Annotated in this window: 13 protein-coding genes and 1 pseudogene; 7 read left to right on the top strand and 7 right to left on the bottom strand. The window is 69.7% G+C overall.

Annotated features, from left to right (window positions below):
* Positions 1-21: 21 nt before the first annotated feature.
* Together ACGFU7_RS28225 and ACGFU7_RS28220 are read right to left on the bottom strand one after the other, a co-directional pair.
* A complete protein-coding gene (locus tag ACGFU7_RS28225; protein WP_393699325.1) occupies positions 22-486 on the bottom strand; it encodes a DUF485 domain-containing protein in 465 nt (154 codons plus the stop codon).
* 197 nt (positions 487-683) lie between these two features.
* Positions 684-2,306, bottom strand: a complete 1,623-nt coding sequence (locus ACGFU7_RS28220) for an MFS transporter (protein ID WP_393699324.1) — start codon at positions 2,304-2,306, stop codon at positions 684-686.
* Positions 2,307-2,744: 438 nt separating this feature from the next.
* Between ACGFU7_RS28220 and ACGFU7_RS28215 the strand changes: the two genes are divergently transcribed.
* From ACGFU7_RS28215 to mfd, 3 genes are all read left to right on the top strand, one after another.
* On the top strand, positions 2,745-3,533 hold the full coding sequence (locus ACGFU7_RS28215) for an ABC transporter ATP-binding protein (protein WP_393699322.1): 789 nt from the start codon (positions 2,745-2,747) through the stop codon (positions 3,531-3,533).
* The gene (locus tag ACGFU7_RS28210) at positions 3,530-6,115 is read left to right on the top strand and encodes an ABC transporter permease (protein ID WP_393699321.1); all 2,586 of its coding nucleotides are present in this window, start codon (positions 3,530-3,532) and stop codon (positions 6,113-6,115) included. The genes ACGFU7_RS28215 and ACGFU7_RS28210 overlap by 4 nt, the downstream gene beginning before the upstream one ends.
* 395 nt (positions 6,116-6,510) lie before the next feature.
* Positions 6,511-10,041: a transcription-repair coupling factor gene (mfd, locus tag ACGFU7_RS28205; protein ID WP_393699319.1), complete on the top strand. Its 3,531-nt coding sequence runs from the start codon at positions 6,511-6,513 to the stop codon at positions 10,039-10,041.
* On the opposite strand, the gene ACGFU7_RS28200 is transcribed toward mfd, so the two are convergent.
* From ACGFU7_RS28200 to ACGFU7_RS28190, 3 genes are all read right to left on the bottom strand, one after another.
* Entirely contained in the window at positions 10,019-10,342 is a 324-nt protein-coding gene (locus tag ACGFU7_RS28200) for an ATP-binding protein (RefSeq protein WP_393699379.1), read from the bottom strand. The two genes, mfd and ACGFU7_RS28200, sit on opposite strands and share 23 nt — an antisense overlap.
* Before the next feature lie 61 nt (positions 10,343-10,403).
* Entirely contained in the window at positions 10,404-11,705 is a 1,302-nt protein-coding gene (locus ACGFU7_RS28195; RefSeq protein ID WP_393699317.1) for an MFS transporter, read from the bottom strand.
* A gap of 153 nt (positions 11,706-11,858) precedes the next feature.
* On the bottom strand, positions 11,859-12,440 hold the full coding sequence (locus tag ACGFU7_RS28190) for a TetR/AcrR family transcriptional regulator (RefSeq protein WP_393699316.1): 582 nt from the start codon (positions 12,438-12,440) through the stop codon (positions 11,859-11,861).
* Between the two features lie 106 nt (positions 12,441-12,546).
* On the opposite strand from ACGFU7_RS28190, the gene ACGFU7_RS28185 reads away from it, so the two are divergent.
* From ACGFU7_RS28185 to ACGFU7_RS28170, 4 genes and pseudogenes are all read left to right on the top strand, one after another.
* Positions 12,547-13,413, top strand: a complete 867-nt coding sequence (locus ACGFU7_RS28185; RefSeq protein WP_393699377.1) for a hypothetical protein — start codon at positions 12,547-12,549, stop codon at positions 13,411-13,413.
* A gap of 121 nt (positions 13,414-13,534) precedes the next feature.
* A pseudogene (locus tag ACGFU7_RS28180) lies at positions 13,535-13,900 on the top strand (HNH endonuclease); the annotation flags it as partial.
* An 82-nt stretch (positions 13,901-13,982) separates the two neighbouring features.
* Positions 13,983-14,753, top strand: a complete 771-nt coding sequence (locus ACGFU7_RS28175; protein WP_393699314.1) for an HNH endonuclease family protein — start codon at positions 13,983-13,985, stop codon at positions 14,751-14,753.
* 73 nt (positions 14,754-14,826) lie between these two features.
* Positions 14,827-16,173, top strand: a complete 1,347-nt coding sequence (locus ACGFU7_RS28170) for a tetratricopeptide repeat protein (RefSeq protein ID WP_393699313.1) — start codon at positions 14,827-14,829, stop codon at positions 16,171-16,173.
* Between the two features lie 70 nt (positions 16,174-16,243).
* On the opposite strand, the gene ACGFU7_RS28165 is transcribed toward ACGFU7_RS28170, so the two are convergent.
* The gene (locus ACGFU7_RS28165; RefSeq protein ID WP_393699311.1) at positions 16,244-16,843 is read right to left on the bottom strand and encodes a DUF6262 family protein; all 600 of its coding nucleotides are present in this window, start codon (positions 16,841-16,843) and stop codon (positions 16,244-16,246) included.
* Complete coding sequence (locus tag ACGFU7_RS28160) at positions 16,840-18,876, bottom strand: tyrosine-type recombinase/integrase (RefSeq protein ID WP_393699309.1); 2,037 nt, start codon at positions 18,874-18,876, stop codon at positions 16,840-16,842. Before ACGFU7_RS28160 ends, ACGFU7_RS28165 begins: the two co-directional genes overlap by 4 nt.
* Positions 18,877-18,953: the final 77 nt, after the last annotated feature.

Here is an 18,953-nt window from a genome sequence, read left to right as displayed (position 1 = left end):
GTGCAGAATCGTCGAATCCGTTCACCGGGCCGCTCCTGTTCTTCGGAGCCGGGCGGCGAGCGGATCGACCGTGCTCCGGGCGGTCCGCTCGTACAGGACGATGGCGAGCAGTGTCACGGGGAGCTGACAGAGCCCCAGCGCCAGGCCGATGTTGAGACCGCCGAACAGGGGGCGGTCCATCAGGTCCTTGGCGAATCCGGAGAGCAGCAGGAAGGCGACGAAGTAGCCGAGTGCGGTCAGGGTCGCGATGCGCCGCAGCAGCCGGTACGCGGTGCGCAGCCGGCGCAGATCGCCGTGGCGGCCCGGGACGGGCGCGGGAGCGGTGGGCGCGGCCGGCCGCTCCGGGGGCGGTGAGGGCTCCGAACTCTGCCAGGGGAGCAGGTATTCGGGGTCATGCGGAGGCGGGGGCTGATGCCGCCGGGACGGCTTCGGCAGCCGTCCGGGCCAGGAGGAGTACGGGGATGGGGGCGGGCTTCCGTACGACATCTGGGTGCTGCTCCTTGCATGGCTCGGGTCCTGGGCTGGACGGCAAGGCAGGAGTGCGGGTGTGCTGTCGGAAGCGCGAACATTACTCGCGGGTATGGCAGTTGGGGAGACATTGGCCTGAACTACCCACGGTAATGGCTCAGTTGCGTGAGGTCTCGCCGAGTGGAGTACCTCTGTCCCCAGCGCGATGCGGACGGCTACGCCGCCGGGGCGTCGCTGTCCGGCTCCTCGGTGAGGACCGGGAAGCGGCGCGGGGCCACGAAGACCAGCACCAGCAGGGCGAGCGCCGCGGCCCCGGCGGCGCCGAGGTAGACGTGGTCGACGGCGGCGTCGACGGCCCGCCGCAGATAGTCCGTCGCCGCGGCCGAGAGCCTGCCCGGGCCGTCCAGGGCGTGCGAGATCGCATCCAGGTCGTCCGGCAGCCCGGGGACCGGGGCGGCGGCCAGCCGGGAGGCGAGGATCCCGTTGGCGACGGCCCCGAAGAGCGCGGCGCCGACGCTCTGGCCGACCTGGCGGCAGAAGAGTACGGAGGCGGTCGTCGTACCGCGCTCGGCCCAGCCGACCGTCGACTGGACGCCGACGATCAGCGGCAGCTGGAACAGCCCGAGCGCCGCGCCCAGCAGCAGCATGATCAGGGCGGGCTGCCAGGGCTCGCCCGGATACGGCAGCAACGGGAAGGCGAGCAGTATCAGCAGGGCGCAGCTCATGCCGATGATCGCGGTGTGGCGGAAGCCGATGCGGTTGTAGACGCGGTTGGAGAACGCCGCAGACACCGGCCAGCTCAGGGTCATCACGGACAGCACGAAACCGGCGGCGATCGGGCCGAGACCCAGCACCGACTGGGCGTACGTCGGCAGGAAGACCGTGGGGGCGACCATCAGCAGCCCCATCGCGCCCAGTGCCAGATTGACCGACGCGATGGTCCGCCGACGCCAGACCCAGCCGGGAATGATCGGCTCGGCGGCCCGCCGCTCGATGACGACGGTCAGCGCGCCGAGCACGACACTGCCGGCCAGCAGCCCGAGGGACGGGGCGGAGAACCAGGGCCAGGCGACCCCGCCCTGGACGAGCGCGGTCAGCAGCAGGGCGCCGGTCGCGAAGACGGCGAGGGCGCCTGCCCAGTCGATACGGGGGCGGGGCGCGCCGGCCGCCCGGCGGGTGCGGGACGGCTCGTGGAGGTGACGTACGACGAGCCAGAGCGCGAGGGCTCCGATCGGCAGATTGATCAGAAAGATCCAGCGCCAGTCGGCGTACACCGCGAACAGTCCGCCGATCACCGGCCCCGCGACCGCCGATGTGGCCCATACGGTCGACAGCTTGGCCTGGATCTTGGGGCGTTCCTTGAGCGGATAGAGGTCCGCGGCGATGGTCTGCACAGTGCCCTGCAGGGCGCCGCCGCCCAGGCCCTGGACGACCCGGAAGGCGATCAGCGCGGCCATGTTCCAGGCGGCGGCGCAGAGCACCGAGCCGAACAGGAAGAGGGCGATGCCGGCGATCAGAACCGGCTTGCGGCCGAAGGTGTCGGAGAGCTTCCCGTACACCGGCAGGGAGACCGTCACGGCCAGCAGATAGCCGGAGAACAGCCACGAGAAGACGGAGAAGCCGCCGAGGTCGCCGACGATCTGCGGAACCGCGGTGGAGACGATGGTGCCGTCGATGGCCGACAGAGCCATCCCGAGCATCAGGGCGGCGACCACCGGGCCGCGTCCGGGCGGCGTCGCGGGGGAGGGGGCCCGGCCGACCCCGGACCCGGATACCGCTTCGGTACTGCCGCCCGCATTGCCGCCCGCGCCGCTCACCAAGATTCCTTCCCCCTGCATGTATTTTCTCGGGACACTGTCTCACCCGTGGATCCCGGCGGGGAGGATGCCGCAGCCGGCGGACGGTTTTGAAGGTCGCTGCGGGCTCCGGCGCGTGCACCCATGGGTCCAGTCCCTGAGGCGGGTCTCCACCCGGGGGCCGAGACCCCTAGGGGACGGTCCTCAGTTTTGCCCAGGGGCGGTTCCTCCCGGCGGAGGACGTGACGGCCCGGGCCCGTTCCTTACCGTGTTCCTACACCGCGAAAAGCGGCTGATTCCCACCGTGAATGCGGCTGACCGCAGGGGGCGCGGTGGGGAAAACCCCACCCGAAGACTGCGCTGTGCACCAGCGCGCCGGGCTCCCTCGGAACACCACACTTCGCAGGTGCACCCGCGACATCCCGAACGCCGACCGGCAAACGCCGACCGGCAGACACTGACCGGCATAGGAGAAAAACCGTGACATCGGCTGTAACCATTCCCAGGCACGGGGGCACTGGAGGGCGTACGGCCGTCGCTGCGCGAGCGCGGCAGGTCGTCAAGGCGTACGGGGCGGGGGATACCCGGGTCGTCGCGCTCGACCATGTCGATGTGGACATCGCCCGCGGGCAGTTCACGGCGATCATGGGTCCGTCCGGCTCCGGCAAATCGACCCTGATGCACTGCCTGGCCGGCCTGGACACCGTGACCTCCGGTCAGATCCACCTCGACGAGACCGAGATCACCGGGCTCAAGGACAAGAAGCTCACCCAGCTCCGCCGGGACCGGATCGGCTTCATCTTCCAGGCGTTCAACCTGCTCCCGACGCTCAACGCGCTGGAGAACATCACGCTGCCGATGGACATCGCGGGCCGCAAGCCCGACGCGGCCTGGCTGCGGCAGGTCGTGGAGACAGTCGGTCTCGCCGAGCGGCTGAAGCACCGGCCCACCGAGCTCTCCGGCGGCCAGCAGCAGCGCGTCGCGGTGGCCAGGGCGCTCGCCGCCCGGCCGGAGATCATCTTCGGCGACGAGCCCACCGGAAACCTGGACTCGCGGGCCGGCGCCGAGGTGCTGAGCTTCCTGCGCAGGTCGGTCGACGAGCTGGGCCAGACCATCGTCATGGTCACCCACGACCCGGTCGCCGCCTCCTACGCGGACCGGGTGCTGTACCTCGCCGACGGACGCATCGTCGACGAGATGCTGGACCCGACGGCCGACCAGGTCCTCGACCGCATGAAGGACTTCGACTCGCGCGGGCGGACGTCATGACCGTCTGGAAGACATCGAGGCGCAACTTCTTCGCGCACAAGGGACGAATGGCGCTTTCCGCCGTCGCCGTCCTGCTGTCGGTGGCGTTCGTGTGCGGCACGCTCGTCTTCACCGACACCATGAACACCACGTTCGACAAGCTCTTCGCCGCGACGTCGGCCGATGTCACCGTCAGCCCCAAGAGCCCCGAGGACAACGACCGGCTCCCGGAGAACGGCAAGCCCGTCACGCTCCCCGCCTCCGCCGTCGAGCAGGTCGGCAAGGCCACCGGTGTGAAGGACGCCGAGGGCGCGGTCAGCAGCATGTCCGTCACCGTCGTCGACAGCCACAACAAGAACATGGGCTCGACGACGGGCGCCCCGACGATCGCGGGCAACTGGACGAAGAACGACCTGCGTTCGATGGAAATCACCTCCGGCCACGCACCGCGCGGCCCGACCGAGGTGATGGTCGACGCCGACACCGCCGACAAGCACGGCCTGAAGATCGGTGACGAGCTGCGCACCATCGCCGCCACCGGCGACATCGACGCGAAGATCAGCGGCATCGCCACCTTCAAGGTCACCAACCCCGGTGCGGCGATCGTCTACTTCGACACCGCCACCGCGCAGACGAAGCTGCTCGGCAGGCCCGACGTCTTCAGCCTCATCTCCGTCACCGCCGAATCCGGCGTCACCGACACGCAGTTGAAGCGACACGTCGCCACGGCGCTCGGCGACACCTCCGCGTACAAGCTCCAGACCCAGAAGGAGGCCGCGGACGCCAACAAGGACTCCATGGGCTCCTTCCTCGACGTCATGAAGTACGCGATGCTCGGCTTCGCCGGGATCGCCTTCCTCGTCGGCATCTTCCTGATCGTCAACACCTTCTCGATGCTGGTCGCCCAGCGCACCCGCGAGATCGGCCTGATGCGGGCCATCGGCTCCAGCCGCAAGCAGGTCAACCGGTCCGTGCTGATCGAGGCGCTGTTCCTCGGCATCGTCGGCTCCGTCCTCGGCGTCGGCGCCGGTGTCGGCCTCGCCGTCGGCCTGATGAAGCTCATGGGCGCCATGGGCATGGACCTGTCCACCAAGGACCTCACGGTCGCCTGGACGACCCCGGTGGTCGGCCTCGCGCTCGGCATCATCGTCACCGTCGTCGCCGCGTACATCCCGGCCCGCCGGGCCGGGAAGATCTCCCCGATGGCCGCCCTGCGCGACGCCGGAACCCCGGCGGACGGCCGCGCGGGCCGGGTCCGGGCCGCGATCGGCCTGGTCCTCACCCTCGCCGGTGGCGCCGCGCTCCTCGCCGCGACGCGGGCCGACAAGTCGAGCGAAGGCTCGCTCTTCCTCGGGGTGGGCGTGGTCCTCACCCTGATCGGCTTCATCGTGATCGGCCCACTGCTGGCCGGCTTCGTGGTCCGGGTGCTGAGCGTGGTCATGCTGCGGATGTTCGGCCCCGTCGGACGGCTCGCGGAGCGCAACGCCCTGCGCAACCCGCGCCGCACCGGAGCGACCGGCGCCGCCCTGATGATCGGCCTCGCCCTGGTGGCGTGCCTCTCCGTCGTCGGCTCCTCCATGGTCGCCTCGGCCACGGAGGAACTCGACAAGTCGGTCGGCGCGGACTTCATCGTCCAGGCGTCCGGCAACACGCCCACACTGATCGTGGACCAGGCCGTGAAGGCCCTGGAGACCGTGCCGGACATCGAGCACCTCACCGACTACAAGGTCGTCAGCGCCGAGCTGACCGCCCCCGACGGCACCACCGAGGACGAGGGCCTGGTCGCCGCCGACCCGACGTACAAGGACGACGTCCGCCGCGAGGCCGTCTCCGGCAACCTGGCCGACGCCTACGGCAAGGACGCCATGTCGGTCGGCGACGGCTACGCCACCCGCCACCACATCAAGGTCGGTGACCGGCTCACCGTCGCGTTCAAGGGCGGCGAGAGCGCGAAGCTGAAGGTCGCCGCGATCACCTCGGACGACGTGAACATCGACAAGGGCGCGATGTACACCAACATCACGACCGCCGCGCAGTACGTCCCCGCCGACGCCCTGCCGGACAACATGATCATGTTCGCGAAGGCTGCGGACGGCAAGGAGAAGGAGGCGTACGCCGCGCTCAAGGACGCCCTCGCCAAGTACCCGCAGTACGAGGTGAAGAACCAGGCCGACTTCAAGCAGCAGCTGAAGGACCAGATCGGCCGGCTGCTGAACATCGTCTACGGCCTGCTGGCACTCGCGATCATCGTCGCCGTGCTCGGTGTGGTGAACACCCTGGCCCTGTCGGTGGTCGAGCGGACCCGCGAGATCGGCCTGATGCGCGCCATCGGCCTCTCCCGCCGCCAGCTGCGCCGGATGATCCGCCTGGAGTCTGTGGTCATCGCGGTCTTCGGCGCCCTGCTGGGCCTGGGCCTCGGCATGGGCTGGGGCACGGCGGCCCAGAAGCTGCTGGCTCTGGAGGGCCTCGGCGTCCTGGAGATCCCGTGGCCGACGATCCTCACGGTCTTCGTCGCCTCGGCCTTCGTCGGCCTGTTCGCGGCCCTGGTCCCGGCGTTCCGGGCGGGCAGGATGAACGTCCTGAACGCGATCGCCACGGAATAGCGAGGGTGACGGCCGACGTAGGATGACTGGATCCGGCCCCGGGGTGTTCCTCCAAACACTCCGGGGCCGGATTCGTGTCCGTACGGCGCGGGGCGCGGGGTGGAGTTGCCGGGCCCCGCGCCCCGGGCCCCGGGCCCGGGGCGCGCGGACCATGGGCGCAGGGCAGAGCTGCCGGCCCGGCGCGTGCCCGCTGCACGGGCCGGGTCGGATCCGGCCCGCCGGGCTGGATCCGACCCGCTGAGCCGGATTGCGCACGCGGCTGTCACATGGGAGTCGTACGCTGGGAACCCCCGGCCCGTGAGACGTGTCGGGTCCTTCGTGTTGCCCCTTCGCGTTGCCCCCTGGCAGCAGCCGGCTGTCAGACCTCGCCCTCGTTACCCGGACGGAAGCCCTTCATGAGCCTGCACGGCCTGCTGGATGTCGTCGTACGTGACCCGGCACTCTCCGAAGCGGTGAAGGCCGCCACCGACGGCCACCGGATGCACGTCGACCTCGTCGGCCCGCCCGCCGCCCGTCCCTTCGCCGTGGCCGCGCTGGCCCGTGAGGCCGGGCGGACCGTGCTCGCCGTCACCGCGACCGGCCGGGAGGCCGAGGACCTGGCGGCCGCGCTGCGCACCCTGCTGCCGCCGGACACGATCGCCGAGTTCCCGTCCTGGGAGACCCTGCCGCACGAGCGGCTCTCGCCCCGCTCCGACACCGTGGGCCGCCGCCTCGCCGTGCTGCGGCGCCTGGCGCACCCGAGGAAGGACGACCCGGAGACCGGCCCGGTCAGCGTCGTCGTCGCACCGGTCCGCTCCGTGCTCCAGCCACAGGTCAAGGGGCTCGGCGACCTGGAACCCGTAGCGCTGCGCATCGGGCAGAGCGCCGACCTCGGCAAGACGGTCGACGCGCTCGCGGCAGCCGCGTACTCCCGGGTCGAACTGGTGGAGAAGCGCGGCGAGTTCGCTGTGCGCGGCGGCATCCTGGATGTCTTCCCGCCGACCGAGGAGCACCCCCTTCGGGTGGAGTTCTGGGGCGACGACGTCGAGGAGATCCGCTACTTCAAGATCGCCGACCAGCGGTCGCTGGAGATCGCCGAGCACGGGCTGTGGGCGCCGCCCTGCCGTGAGCTGCTGCTGACCGGCGAGGTGCGCGAGCGGGCCGCGGCCCTCGCCGAACTCCACCCGGAGCTGGGCGAGCTGCTCGGCAAGATCGCCGAGGGGATCGCGGTGGAGGGCATGGAGTCCCTCGCCCCGGTCCTCGTCGACGACATGGAGCTGCTGCTCGACGTACTGCCCAAGGGTTCGATGGCGCTGGTCTGCGACCCGGAGCGGGTCCGCACCAGGGCGGCCGACCTGGTCGCCACCAGCCAGGAGTTCCTCCAGGCGTCCTGGGCGGCGACCGCGGGCGGCGGGGAGGCTCCGATCGATGTCGGCGCGGCCTCCCTGTGGGGCATCGCGGACGTCCGCGACCGGGCCCGCGAGCTGGAGATGATGTGGTGGTCGGTCTCCCCGTTCGCCGCGGACGACGAGCTCGACGAGGACACCCTCAAGCTCACGATGCACGCCCCGGAGTCGTACCGCGGCGACACCGCCCGCGCGCTCGCCGACACCAAGGGCTGGATCGCCGACGGCTGGCGCACGGTGTACGTCACCGAGGGCCAGGGACTCGCCTCCCGTACCGTCGAGGTGCTGAGCGGCGAAGGCATCGCGGCCCGCCTCGACCCGGACCTGGCGGAGATCTCCCCGTCCCTCGTCCATGTCTCCTGCGGCGCCATCGACCACGGCTTCGTCGACCCGGCGCTCAAGCTCGCCGTACTCACCGAGACGGACCTGACCGGTCAGCGCACCGCCACCAAGGACCTGGGCCGGATGCCGGCCCGCCGCCGCAAGACGATCGACCCGCTGACGCTGGAGACGGGCGACTACATCGTCCACGAACAGCACGGTGTGGGCCGCTACATCGAAATGGTGCAGCGCACCGTGCAGGGCGCCACCCGCGAGTACCTCCTCGTCGAGTACGCCCCCGCCAAGCGAGGCCAGCCCGGCGACCGCCTTTACATCCCGACCGACCAGCTGGAACAGGTCACCAAGTACGTCGGCGGCGAGGCACCCACCCTGCACCGGCTCGGCGGCGCCGACTGGACGAAGACCAAGGCGCGCGCCAAGAAGGCCGTCAAGGAGATCGCCGCCGACCTGATCAAGCTCTACTCGGCGCGGATGGCGGCGCCCGGCCATGTCTTCGGCCCCGACACCCCCTGGCAGCGCGAACTGGAGGACGCCTTCCCGTATGCGGAGACGCCCGACCAGCTCACCACCATCGCCGAGGTCAAGGAGGACATGGAGAAGTCCGTCCCGATGGACCGGCTGATCTGTGGTGACGTCGGCTACGGCAAGACGGAGATCGCGGTACGGGCGGCCTTCAAGGCGGTCCAGGACGGCAAGCAGGTAGCTGTCCTCGTCCCGACCACCCTCCTTGTCCAGCAGCACTACGGCACGTTCACCGAGCGCTACTCCCAATTCCCGGTCAGCGTACGGGCGCTGAGCCGCTTCCAGTCCGACTCCGAGTCCAAATCAACTCTCGAAGGACTCCGCGAGGGCTCCGTCGACCTGGTCATCGGCACCCACCGCCTCTTCTCCTCCGAGACGAGGTTCAAGGACCTGGGCCTGGTCATCGTCGACGAGGAGCAGCGCTTCGGCGTCGAGCACAAGGAACAGCTGAAGAAACTCCGCGCCAACGTGGACGTCCTCACCATGTCCGCGACACCCATCCCCCGTACGCTCGAAATGGCCGTGACGGGCATCCGCGAGATGTCGACGATCACCACGCCCCCCGAGGAGCGCCACCCGGTCCTCACCTTCGTCGGCCCGTACGAGGAGAAGCAGATCGGCGCGGCGATCCGCCGTGAACTGCTCCGCGAGGGCCAGGCGTTCTACATCCACAACCGCGTCGAGTCGATCGACCGCGCCGCCGCGCGCCTGCGCGAGATCGTCCCCGAGGCGAGGATCGCGACCGCCCACGGCCAGATGTCCGAACAGGCCCTGGAGCAGGTGGTGGTGGACTTCTGGGAGAGGAAGTTCGACGTCCTGGTGTCCACGACGATCGTCGAGTCCGGGATCGACATCTCCAACGCCAACACCCTGATCGTGGAGCGCGGCGACAACTTCGGCCTGTCGCAGCTCCACCAGCTGCGCGGCCGCGTCGGCCGTAGCCGCGAGCGCGGCTACGCCTACTTCCTGTACCCCCCGGAGAAGCCCCTCACCGAGACGGCCCACGAGCGTCTGGCCACGATCGCGCAGCACACCGAGATGGGCGCGGGCATGTACGTGGCGATGAAGGACCTCGAAATCCGCGGCGCCGGAAACCTCCTGGGCGGCGAACAGTCCGGCCACATCGCGGGCGTCGGCTTCGACCTGTACGTACGCATGGTCGGCGAGGCGGTGGCCGACTACCGCGCCTCCCTCGAAGGCGGCGTGGAGGAGGAGCCGCCCCTGGAGGTCAAGATCGAGCTCCCGGTCGACGCGCACGTCCCCCACGACTACGCCCCCGGCGAGCGGCTGCGCCTCCAGGCGTACCGCGCCATCGCCGCGGCCAACACGGAGGACGACATCAGGGCGGTCCGCGAGGAACTCACCGACCGCTACGGCAAGCTCCCCGAGCCGGTCGAGAACCTGCTCCTGGTCGCGGGCCTGCGCATGCTGGCCCGTGCCTGCGGCGTCGGCGAGATCGTGCTCCAGGGCTCCAACATCCGGTTCGCCCCGGTCGAGCTGCGCGAATCGCAGGAGCTCCGCCTGAAGCGCCTCTACCCGAAGACGATCATCAAGCCGGCCATCCACCAGATCCTGGTCCCACGCCCCACCACCGGAAAGATCGGTGGCAAGCCGGTCGTCGGCCGCGAACTGCTGGCGTGGACGGGGGAGTTCCTCACGACGATTCTGGGGTCGTGAGGGGCGCCGGATCGGGCGCGGCTACGGTCTTGAAGACCAGCCACACGGTCTTGCCGACGACGTGATCATCGACCCCGAAGTCGTCGGCGAGCTCGCCCACGAGGCGTAACCCGCGCCCCGAGCAGGCGTCGTCGCCGGGGCGCTGGACCGCCGGCTGACCGGGCCCGCTGTCACGGACCTCCAGCCGGACCAGCTCCTTGCCCCGGTGGAGGCCGACGCAGAACTCGCGCCAGGGTGGCGCGCCATGCAGCAACGCATTGGTGGCGAGTTCCGACACGCACAGCTTTATGTCCTCGACCAGAGGGCCGCAACGCCTGAGTAACGCCTGAGTGCGGCGGGACGGCCGACCCTCGGCCGGCGGGCTAACCCGCCGCTTCCTCGCCCGTGGCTTCCGTGTCTACAGCCCCGCGGATCACCGAGTGATCCGTTGCCGTAGGTCGCTCAGCCCGCGCCGGGGCACGAAGAGTGCGCACCTGCGGAGCCAGCAAGGCTCCCAAGGTCGCCGCGACAATCAGAGCGGCGCAAGTAAACAGCATCCGGTCCGTACCCCATGCATCAGCAGCCGGCCCCGCTACCAGCAAGCCCAGCGGAGCGAACGCGAGCGAACCGAACCAGTCGTACGAGCTGACCCTGGACAAAGCCTCCTCCGGCACTTCCCGCTGAATCGTGGTGGACCACAGCACCCCGAAGACATCGGAGGAGACGCCCGACCCGAACATCGCCACCGCGATCAGCCACACCGGAGCCCCGAGCCCCAACAGCACAATCGGCACGGCCGACGGCAATGTGGCCAGAACCGCCACCAGGATCGGCCGCTCAACCCGCACCTTGGCCGCCAGACCCGCGCCCGCGACAGCTCCGAGGGCTTGCGCAGCGACGATCACCGACCAGGCGCGAGCGCCACCGAGATGATGCTCGGCCGCCAGCGGACCCAGCACGCCGACGTTGGCGTTCAACGCGGCTATAACGACGGCGTATTGGCAGACCACGGCCCAGAGCCACTGCCGGGAGGAGAACTCCCGCCACCCCTCTCGCAGATCCGCCCAGCCGGAGGACCTCTTCCTCGGACGCTCACCGATTCCCAGCAACGACGTCAGCACCGCACTGACCACGAATGAGAGGGCATTCAACGCCAGTGCCCAGCCGGCGCCCAGCCAAGCCACCGTCACCCCCGACAGGGCCAAGCCCAACAGCAACGAGATGTTCATACCCACACGCAGCAATCCGTTGGCCTGCTGAAGCTGCTCGGCCGGCACCACCAGGGGCACCACCCCGTCCATCGCCGGAGCGAACAGCGCCGTAGCCGTGCCCGCAGCCACAGCCAGCACGCACATCAGCAGCAGCGGGGCATGGCCTGCCAGTACCAGGGCCGCCAACCCGCCGTATGCCGCAGCACCGACCACATCGGCCATCGCCATCAGCCGGGAACGTGACATCCGATCCGCGATCACGCCGCCCAACAAGATGAGAACCAGCTGTGGCACCGCCTGACAAGCCAGGACCAACGACAATCGCCCTGGACCGGCACCCGGCAGAGCCAGCACTGCGAACGCCAGCGCCACGCGGGCGAAGCCGTTGCCCAGAACCGAAATGGCTCGCGCGGAAGCCAGGAGAGCGAACTGCCGGTTCCGCCACAACGGCGGCCGGTTCAAGTCGATGGACATGGCCGTGGACTCTACGACTCCACCGCTCAGCGACGCACCCGATCAGGCCGGAACGGCAAGACCGTTGGCCAGACCACGAGGGCCCCCAGCCCTCCGGATCCCGTCAGGTACAGGCTCTCCGATGGCCGAAACACGCCTCACCGCCCTGGCCGGTCACTCGTTGGCAGGATTCGTCGGCGCGAACAACAGCCCCGTAAGTGATCGGAAGACCGCCTCGGGATCCCGCGCGCCCACCGGGCCGCTCAGGTTGCCGCTGAGCAGCAGGGTGGCGAAACCGTGGGCCAGGGACCAGGCGGCCACGCCCGCGAGCCGGGCGTCGTCGCCGCGTCCGGCGGCGGGGAGGCCGGTGACGCCCGCACGCAGCTCCACCGAAGCACGGGCTTTTGCTGCGAGCAGTTCGGGGTCGTCGGCGCGGTAGAGGTCCGGCTGGAACATCACCTGGAAGTGGGCCGGGTGGTCGGTGGCGAACCGTACGTACCGCACGCCGCGCTCCCTCAGGTCCGGGGCGTCGGCCAGTGCGTCGGCGAAGAGGGTGTAGCCCTCGGTGGCGATGGCGGTGAGCAGGCCTGTGCGGTCCTTGAAGTGGTGGGCGGGGGCCGCGTGGGAGACGCCGGCCCGGCGCGCCAGGTCGCGCAGGCTCAGCGCGCCCGGGCCCTCGGTGCGGATGACGTCGAGTGCGGCGGTGAGGACGGCCCGCCGCAGGTCGCCGTGGTGGTAGGTGCGCTCGCTGGTCATGTGCAGCAGATTACGCGGAATCTAGTCATTGACAAGTTCGATGGACGAAGGGCACTCTGGGCATCTAGTCAGCGACAAGATGCGTGACACTGCGGAGGGCGGAGACATGTCCGAGGAGCTGGGCCGGGTGCGTCGGATGTGGCACCTCCTGGAACCCCTGCACGCTGTTCTGTACTACGCGCCGGAGGCATTCGAGGAGGCCGCCGCGCTCGGCTGCCGCACCGATGAGCGCTGGCCGAGCTACTTCGCCTGGCGCGCCGCGCCGCTCGGGGAGGTCGGTGCCGGCCGGGTGGTCGACACCTTCTACAGCTTCAGTCCGGGGATGGTGCGTGAGTACGTCCCCGCTGCCTGGTCCGTCGCCTCTCCCGGTGTGGTGCTCGCGGCCCGGACCCGAGCGGTCGACCGTGTGTACCGGGCGTTGCTGGGGGAGCAGGCTGCCGGTCCGGAGCTTGCCGAGGCTGCCGCGCTTGTGCGACGTGCCGCCGAGGCCGCAGACGTGGCCGGCCGGCCGCTCGCCGCGGCCAACGCCGTCCTGCCCTGGCCGGACGAACCGCATCTGGTGCTCTGGCAGGCGGCGACGATCCTGCGGGAGCATCGCGGGGACGGGCATGTTGCCGCGCTCGGCGATGCAGAGCTCGATCCCGTCGAGTCCCTGGTCTCATTCGCGGCCATCGGCGCGGCGCGCCCGGAGGTGTTCGCGAGCCGGGGGTGGGGCGACGCGGAGTGGCGGGCCGCTCGTCAGCGGCTCGTGAAGCGTGGGCTGTTGATGGAGGACGGTACGGCGACCGAGGCGGGGCGTGCGTTGCGTACCGAAGTCGAGCGGCGTACGGACGAGGCGGCCGTCGCCCCGTGGCGGGCGCTCGGTGAGGAGGCGCGGGGGCGGCTCGTCGAGTTGCTGGGGCCGCTCTGGGTGGCGGCGATCGGCTCCGGACTGCTGCCGTCCGAAACGACGCTGGGCATCGGGAAGGCGTGAGAGGGCGAGCGGTGTGATTCCGGCCGCATCCTGACGGAAGCGCACTCATGAACGCCCGTCAGCGGGGAAGACATCCGTACGATTCCCGAGTTCGGCTTTCTCCCCGTCAGGACGGCTTCGAGTGATATCTCCCCGCACGTACCGAGTGATGCTGCCCGCCCTCGGCGTGGCGGCGGTGCTGGCCCTGGCCGGCTGCGACCCCGAGCAGGCGGCCTCCGGGACCGGGCAGAAGGGCAGCGGGGCGGAGGGCGGCGGACAGGCCGTCACTGGCCTCGGGGCCAGCCCGCTCGACAACGCCGACGGTACGAAGCCGGGGCTCGCGCCGCTCACCTCCGAGGCGGACAAGGCGGCCGGCCGGAAGATCATCGAGAAGGTGGCGACGAAGGGGCGGGGGCCGAAGACCGGGTACGCGCGCGACAAGTTCGGTTACGCGTGGAAGGACTCGATCGACGGGATACCGCTGGCGAGGAACGGCTGCGACACCCGTATTATCTCTATGGTTCGCGCTGTGATGGGGCTGTTCTCGCAGCGTATGCAGGGTGTGATCGGCTGTGCATAGTGAGAGGCACATGGGTCACGGGCTCCTGCGGACTCGCGGGAAGAAAGCCGTGCTTACGGTCGCTGTTGCCGCCGTGCTTGTCGCGGGCTGCGACGACCTGGAGCCGGGTGGAACCTCCGCAGGATCTGGACCGGACGCCGCTGCCGGGCGAGCGGTGAGCCCACTGACGAATCCCGACGGGACGAAGCCGGGGCTCGCCGCCCTCACATCGGAGGCGGACAAGTCCAAGGCGCGCAAGACCATCGAAGAGCTCACCACGAAGGGCCGTGGGCCGAAGACGGGCTACGACCGGGACGAGTACGGCTATGCGTGGATGGATACGGCGGACGGGGTACCGCTGGCGAGGAATGGTTGTGACACGCGCAACGACTTGCTGAAACTCCACGGTCGGAACGTCCAGTTCCGAGCTGGTTCCGACTGCGTGGTCGTTTCGATGGACTTGTACGACCCCTACACCGGCAAGGACATCGCCTGGAAGAAGGCGAAGGCCACCGAGGTGCAGATAGACCACGTGGTCCCGCTGTCCTACAGCTGGCAGATGGGCGCCGCCCGATGGCCGGAGAGCAAGCGCAAGCAACTGGCGAACGACGTGCTCAATTTGCTTCCCGTCGAAGGGCGCGCCAACTCGGCGAAGCGGGACTCGGGGCCCGCGTCCTGGCTGCCGCCGAACAAGACGATCCGCTGCTCGTACGCGGTCCGCTTCGCACAGGTGGCCCTCAAGTACGACCTCGCGGTGACGACGGCGGATAGGGCGACGATGTTGAAGCAGTGCCAAGGCTGACAGCATCCCGATGACCGTCCCGGCCAGGGGCTGCAGGGGGCGATGTCGGACGCGGTGGCTAAGGTGCGCAGTCATGGACGCTGCCGATCTCGACCATCAGGCCCGGACATTGTCCGGCTGCATTCCTCCTCTCCTGGTCTCCCGGCTTCTTGAGCTCGGCCACGGTGAGGAGGTGGAGGTCCAGGCCCGTTGTGGGGAATGGTTCTGCGCACGGGCATGGGCGCGGCTGATCGGTGACCAGGGTCGGCAAGCCGAGGCGTTGGAGGTGCTTGCTCCATACGTTGCCACGGGCTGGTGGCCGGCAGCCCGGACCCAGGCGGAACTGCTGGAGAGCTGGGGGCGGGCAGAGGAGGCGATCGCGCTGGCCCGCCCGTACGCGAGCACGGGAGGGCTCCCGCTGGAGTTTTTCGCGCGCCTGCTGGCCCGGCACGGGCGTACGGACGAGGCGGTCACTCGGCTGAGCGCCGGGATCGAGGACCGGCTTCTTGCCACCGCTCTGGTCGACATCTCCGAAGGGGCAGGCCGGGACGAAGACATCGCCGCGCTGCTTGCTGCCCGGATCCCGGCCCAGCACCGGTGTGACAGCCCATGGTGCTGCCGCGGTCTCGACCCCGACAACGCAATCGGGCTGCTTGCCACCATCCGTGAACGCCAGGGCCGCATCGACGAAGCGATCGCCCTGCTGCACACTCGGCACATCACCTCCGTCAACAACCGAGATCAGCTGGCCGACCTGCTGGCGAGACACGATCGGATCGAGGAACTGCGTGCGTACGCGCTGACCGAGTACCTTGCCGCGCGGCGCCTGGCCGAGGTGCTGGAGGAGCGCGGTGACGTGGAAGGCGCGATCGCCGTGTACCGGCAGTCGGGCGACTCACAGGCCCACCAGTGCCACGGCGCGGTGCAACTGGCGCAGCTCCTGGCACGGCACGGTCGGGGGAACGAAGCGATCGATGTGATGCGTGTTCAGGCCGATGCCCACAATGGGGACGACTGGATCCTCCACACTCTGTCCGACCTGTGCCTCGACCAGGGCCGCCCCGAGGATGGCCTGGCGCACCTCGACGCCCTCGCCGCCCCCCGCGGGGGCGAGGAGCACTGGGACCTGTACTGGATACGGCTGCCGCTGATCGCCGCCCGCGACGGCGTCGACGAAGCGATCGCACGGGCCCGCTCCCACCCCGAGGGCGCCACCTCGTACGCGGCGCCGCACATCGCTGAGCTGCTCGCCGGCGCCGGACGCACCGAGGAGGCTGTTGCCGTTCTCGAACAGCACGCCCCTGCGAACAGCAACGACCTTGCCGGCCACCTCATCGACCTGGGTCGCGTCGACGACGCCGTCGTACTCCTTCAGCAGCGCGATTCCGAGCCGGTCTCACCTGTCTGGACCGGCTCGCTCTTCAACGATCCCCCATTCTGACTCCGCCTCTCACGGCTGTCCGGCAGACGACACTCAAGCCGGACAGCCGCGGGCGGCAGTAGAGCGCGGGCTACGGGGCCGGAACGGACCGCATGGCACGGCGAAGACTGGCTCGCGCGGCGGTGAGGTCGTCCTCCGCCTCACGCAGTTGGCCCTCCAGGGCGGCGATCTGATCCCTGGCCTCTGACAACGCTTGCTCCAGCGCGGTATTCCGCTGCTCGATCTGCTGTACCCGCTCGATCAGCTCATTCCGGTTCACGCCCTCCAACTCGGCGCCGAGAGACAGCCTGACCCGGTTACGGAGCCGATCGCGCTCCTTCTTGAGGTCCTTGATCTCTTCGCGGGCCAGCGCAAGATCCGTCCGCAACCCGGCCTGAGACACCTGAGATGCCTCCGGAATGAGCGAGTTCTGGCGCCCCCGCGCTCGCTGGGCGGTGATGCCGTCCTGAACGGCCTGGTGCACCTGAGGCTGGTTGTAGACGAACCACGTGGACACCGAGGCTTCCCGTGCCACTTGGGTGACGGTGATCCGTCGTCCCGAGCGGAGAAGGCCGTCCACGGCGTCCAGTGCACGCCTGGTCTTGTCTTCGCTGTCCTTGGCACGGCTGACGCGCAGGCGCTCGACCCGGGCGTTCCGGTCGTTGCCGCTGGAAGCAGCAGGGATTTTCATTCGGAGCTCCGTGTCGTCAGCGCCTGCAGAGGGATGAAGGCCGCTGCCGAACGTGCCTTGCGCAGCTCGCGTGAGGCGGATTCGACGGCGGCCCGCTCCTCGGCGGGCAGCGCGTCGAGCTTTCGTCGCATCTCGTCGGCCGACTTCGAGTAGGCGCGGATCTGGTCGTCGAGATTGCGCACGACCCAGTCGGCGGCCTCCATCGCCAGGGCGGCTTCCTTGTCGGCCCGCAGGTCCGCGATCTGCTGTTCCAGGGCGGGGAGGTAGGAGGGATCAGGTCGGTAGAAGTCGCATCCGGCGCACTGGAAGCGGATGCGGCAGTGCCCGCCGCCGGCCTTGACGTTGCTCGGCTCGGTGCAGCCGCCGTAGGGAACCCCGACGCTTTCCACCTCGTAGGCGAGGGGATCGCCGAATCCGCGGGCTGCTCCGTGCCGGTCGACGGCGAGTGCCGCGACCGTGCGCACGGCCTCCTGCTTTCGGCTGAGGGAGACCTTGTAGTAGCCCATGGTCACGTCCAGCGAACGGTGGTCCATGAGTTCCCGCAGGACGTCCGGGCGGGTGCCCGCGTCCGCATGGCGCTGGGCGTACGCGTGCCGGAAGCCGTACGGGACGACCCGGGTCCGGTCGTAGGCGCGCGGGGTGCCGTCCTCGTCGAGCCGGTCGTCCACAAGGTCAGGGATCAGCTCGTCGACCCAGTTCCGGAAGATCCGGTTGCAGAAATGCGAAGTGTTCAGATGCCCGCGGCGTGGACGGTTGCGCTGTCCCGGTGAGGGAAAAAGCCACTGGGCGCAGGCTGGCACGGCCGGTAGCGCATCGAGCTCTTTCTGCCAGGTTTCGACCAACTGGGCGGTGCTCTCCGAGATCGGCAGCCGACGGCCGTGGCGTCGCCGTTTGTGGTTGTCGTAGATCAGCGTCGGTTTGCCGTCGACCCGCTCCAAGCAGTCGCGGTGCAGGCTGGTGACCTCGCCCGGACGTCGGCCGGTGTCCCGGAGGACCGCGTAGACCACCTGGTACATCCGCGCGAAGTCGGCGGCCGTCCAGCCGCCGCTCGCGTATCCCGTCGAGGTGCCCAGCAGACCGAGGTGCACGTCGAGCTGGGCGATGACGTGCTCGGGGATCGCGCGGCTGAGATCGTCCTCGGTCACTTCCACGGCGGCGATGCTGTGGAAGCGGGGGTTGAGCGCGAATCCGCCGGGCACATGGTCCATCATCCCGGCCTGACGGGCGTATTCCAGGAACGTGCGCCAGTGGCGGAGCAGGGCTCTGCGGTGGCTGGTGGAGTAGTCGTGACCGTCCTCGGGACGCTTGGTGATTCGGAACATGTCCACTACGGCGTTCATGTCAGCCATGGCGAGAAGCCCCGGCTCATTCCCGTGGGGGCGGCCTGCCAGCGCGGAGGACGCGATGGTCGCCGCGTAAACGGTCTGCCGTAGATCCATGACGTTGGGGCGTGCCGTGCGGCCGTACTCCTTGACCAGTTCCCGCAGCCAACGCTGCCGTACCGGGCGGAAGTCGATGTCGCCGTGGACAGCGGCGTACTTGCGACCGCGCCCTGCCGTCAGCCCGATGAGGGCGCACTCCCATACGTCGCCCGAGGTCGGATCGGTGCCCTCGAACTCGACGCGTGCGCGGCGGACGTGCAGGAGAACACCGTTCAGGACACCGGCGGTCGCAGCCGGAAGCCCGGAGGGGAAGGAGGCGTCCAGGTCGAGGAGAGAGCCGAGTCCGGCGGGGAGGCCGGCCAGAATGCGGCGTACCCGCTGGGGGATCAGGCTGATCCCGGCGTCGTCGCGCTGCTGGAGCCCGTACAGGAGCTCCTGGCGGACCGCAGGGCTCACATCCGCGAGCGAGAACTGGGAGACGCCCGGCCTCGACCCGGAGGTGTTGGGCCTGCGGCGGGACAGGTCTGGGGTGTGCGTGGTGTCGAAGTCCGCGGGGTTCCCCAGGAGATACCGGGCTTTCCGACAGGCGTCGCAGCGGGATCCGTTGCTCGCCACATGAGTGGCACAGGCGACCACGGAGCAGATGAACACGCTGGTTGTCGGGTTGCCGGGATCGGCAGTGAACAGTGCCTGAACGGGGTCCCATTCATCTGTGCGCCAGCCCGAGG

The sequence above is a fragment of the Streptomyces sp. NPDC048473 genome (assembly GCF_043200155.1).
Taxonomy (GTDB): domain Bacteria; phylum Actinomycetota; class Actinomycetes; order Streptomycetales; family Streptomycetaceae; genus Streptomyces.
The sequence above is the reverse complement of the archived record's forward strand: the minus strand, read 5'-3'. Positions and strand labels throughout refer to the sequence as shown.

Excerpts from the sequence above, each read along its gene's own strand:
- ACGFU7_RS28225 (WP_393699325.1), bottom strand. The coding sequence starts at position 486 with ATGTCGTACGGAAGCCCGCCCCCATCCCCGTACTCCTCCTGGCCCGGA.
- ACGFU7_RS28220 (WP_393699324.1), bottom strand. The coding sequence starts at position 2,306 with ATGCAGGGGGAAGGAATCTTGGTGAGCGGCGCGGGCGGCAATGCGGGC.
- ACGFU7_RS28210 (WP_393699321.1), top strand. The coding sequence starts at position 3,530 with ATGACCGTCTGGAAGACATCGAGGCGCAACTTCTTCGCGCACAAGGGA.
- mfd (WP_393699319.1), top strand. The coding sequence starts at position 6,511 with ATGAGCCTGCACGGCCTGCTGGATGTCGTCGTACGTGACCCGGCACTC.
- ACGFU7_RS28195 (WP_393699317.1), bottom strand. The coding sequence starts at position 11,705 with ATGTCCATCGACTTGAACCGGCCGCCGTTGTGGCGGAACCGGCAGTTC.
- ACGFU7_RS28190 (WP_393699316.1), bottom strand. The coding sequence starts at position 12,440 with ATGACCAGCGAGCGCACCTACCACCACGGCGACCTGCGGCGGGCCGTC.
- ACGFU7_RS28185 (WP_393699377.1), top strand. The coding sequence starts at position 12,547 with ATGTCCGAGGAGCTGGGCCGGGTGCGTCGGATGTGGCACCTCCTGGAA.
- ACGFU7_RS28175 (WP_393699314.1), top strand. The coding sequence starts at position 13,983 with ATGGGTCACGGGCTCCTGCGGACTCGCGGGAAGAAAGCCGTGCTTACG.
- ACGFU7_RS28170 (WP_393699313.1), top strand. The coding sequence starts at position 14,827 with ATGGACGCTGCCGATCTCGACCATCAGGCCCGGACATTGTCCGGCTGC.
- ACGFU7_RS28165 (WP_393699311.1), bottom strand. The coding sequence starts at position 16,843 with ATGAAAATCCCTGCTGCTTCCAGCGGCAACGACCGGAACGCCCGGGTC.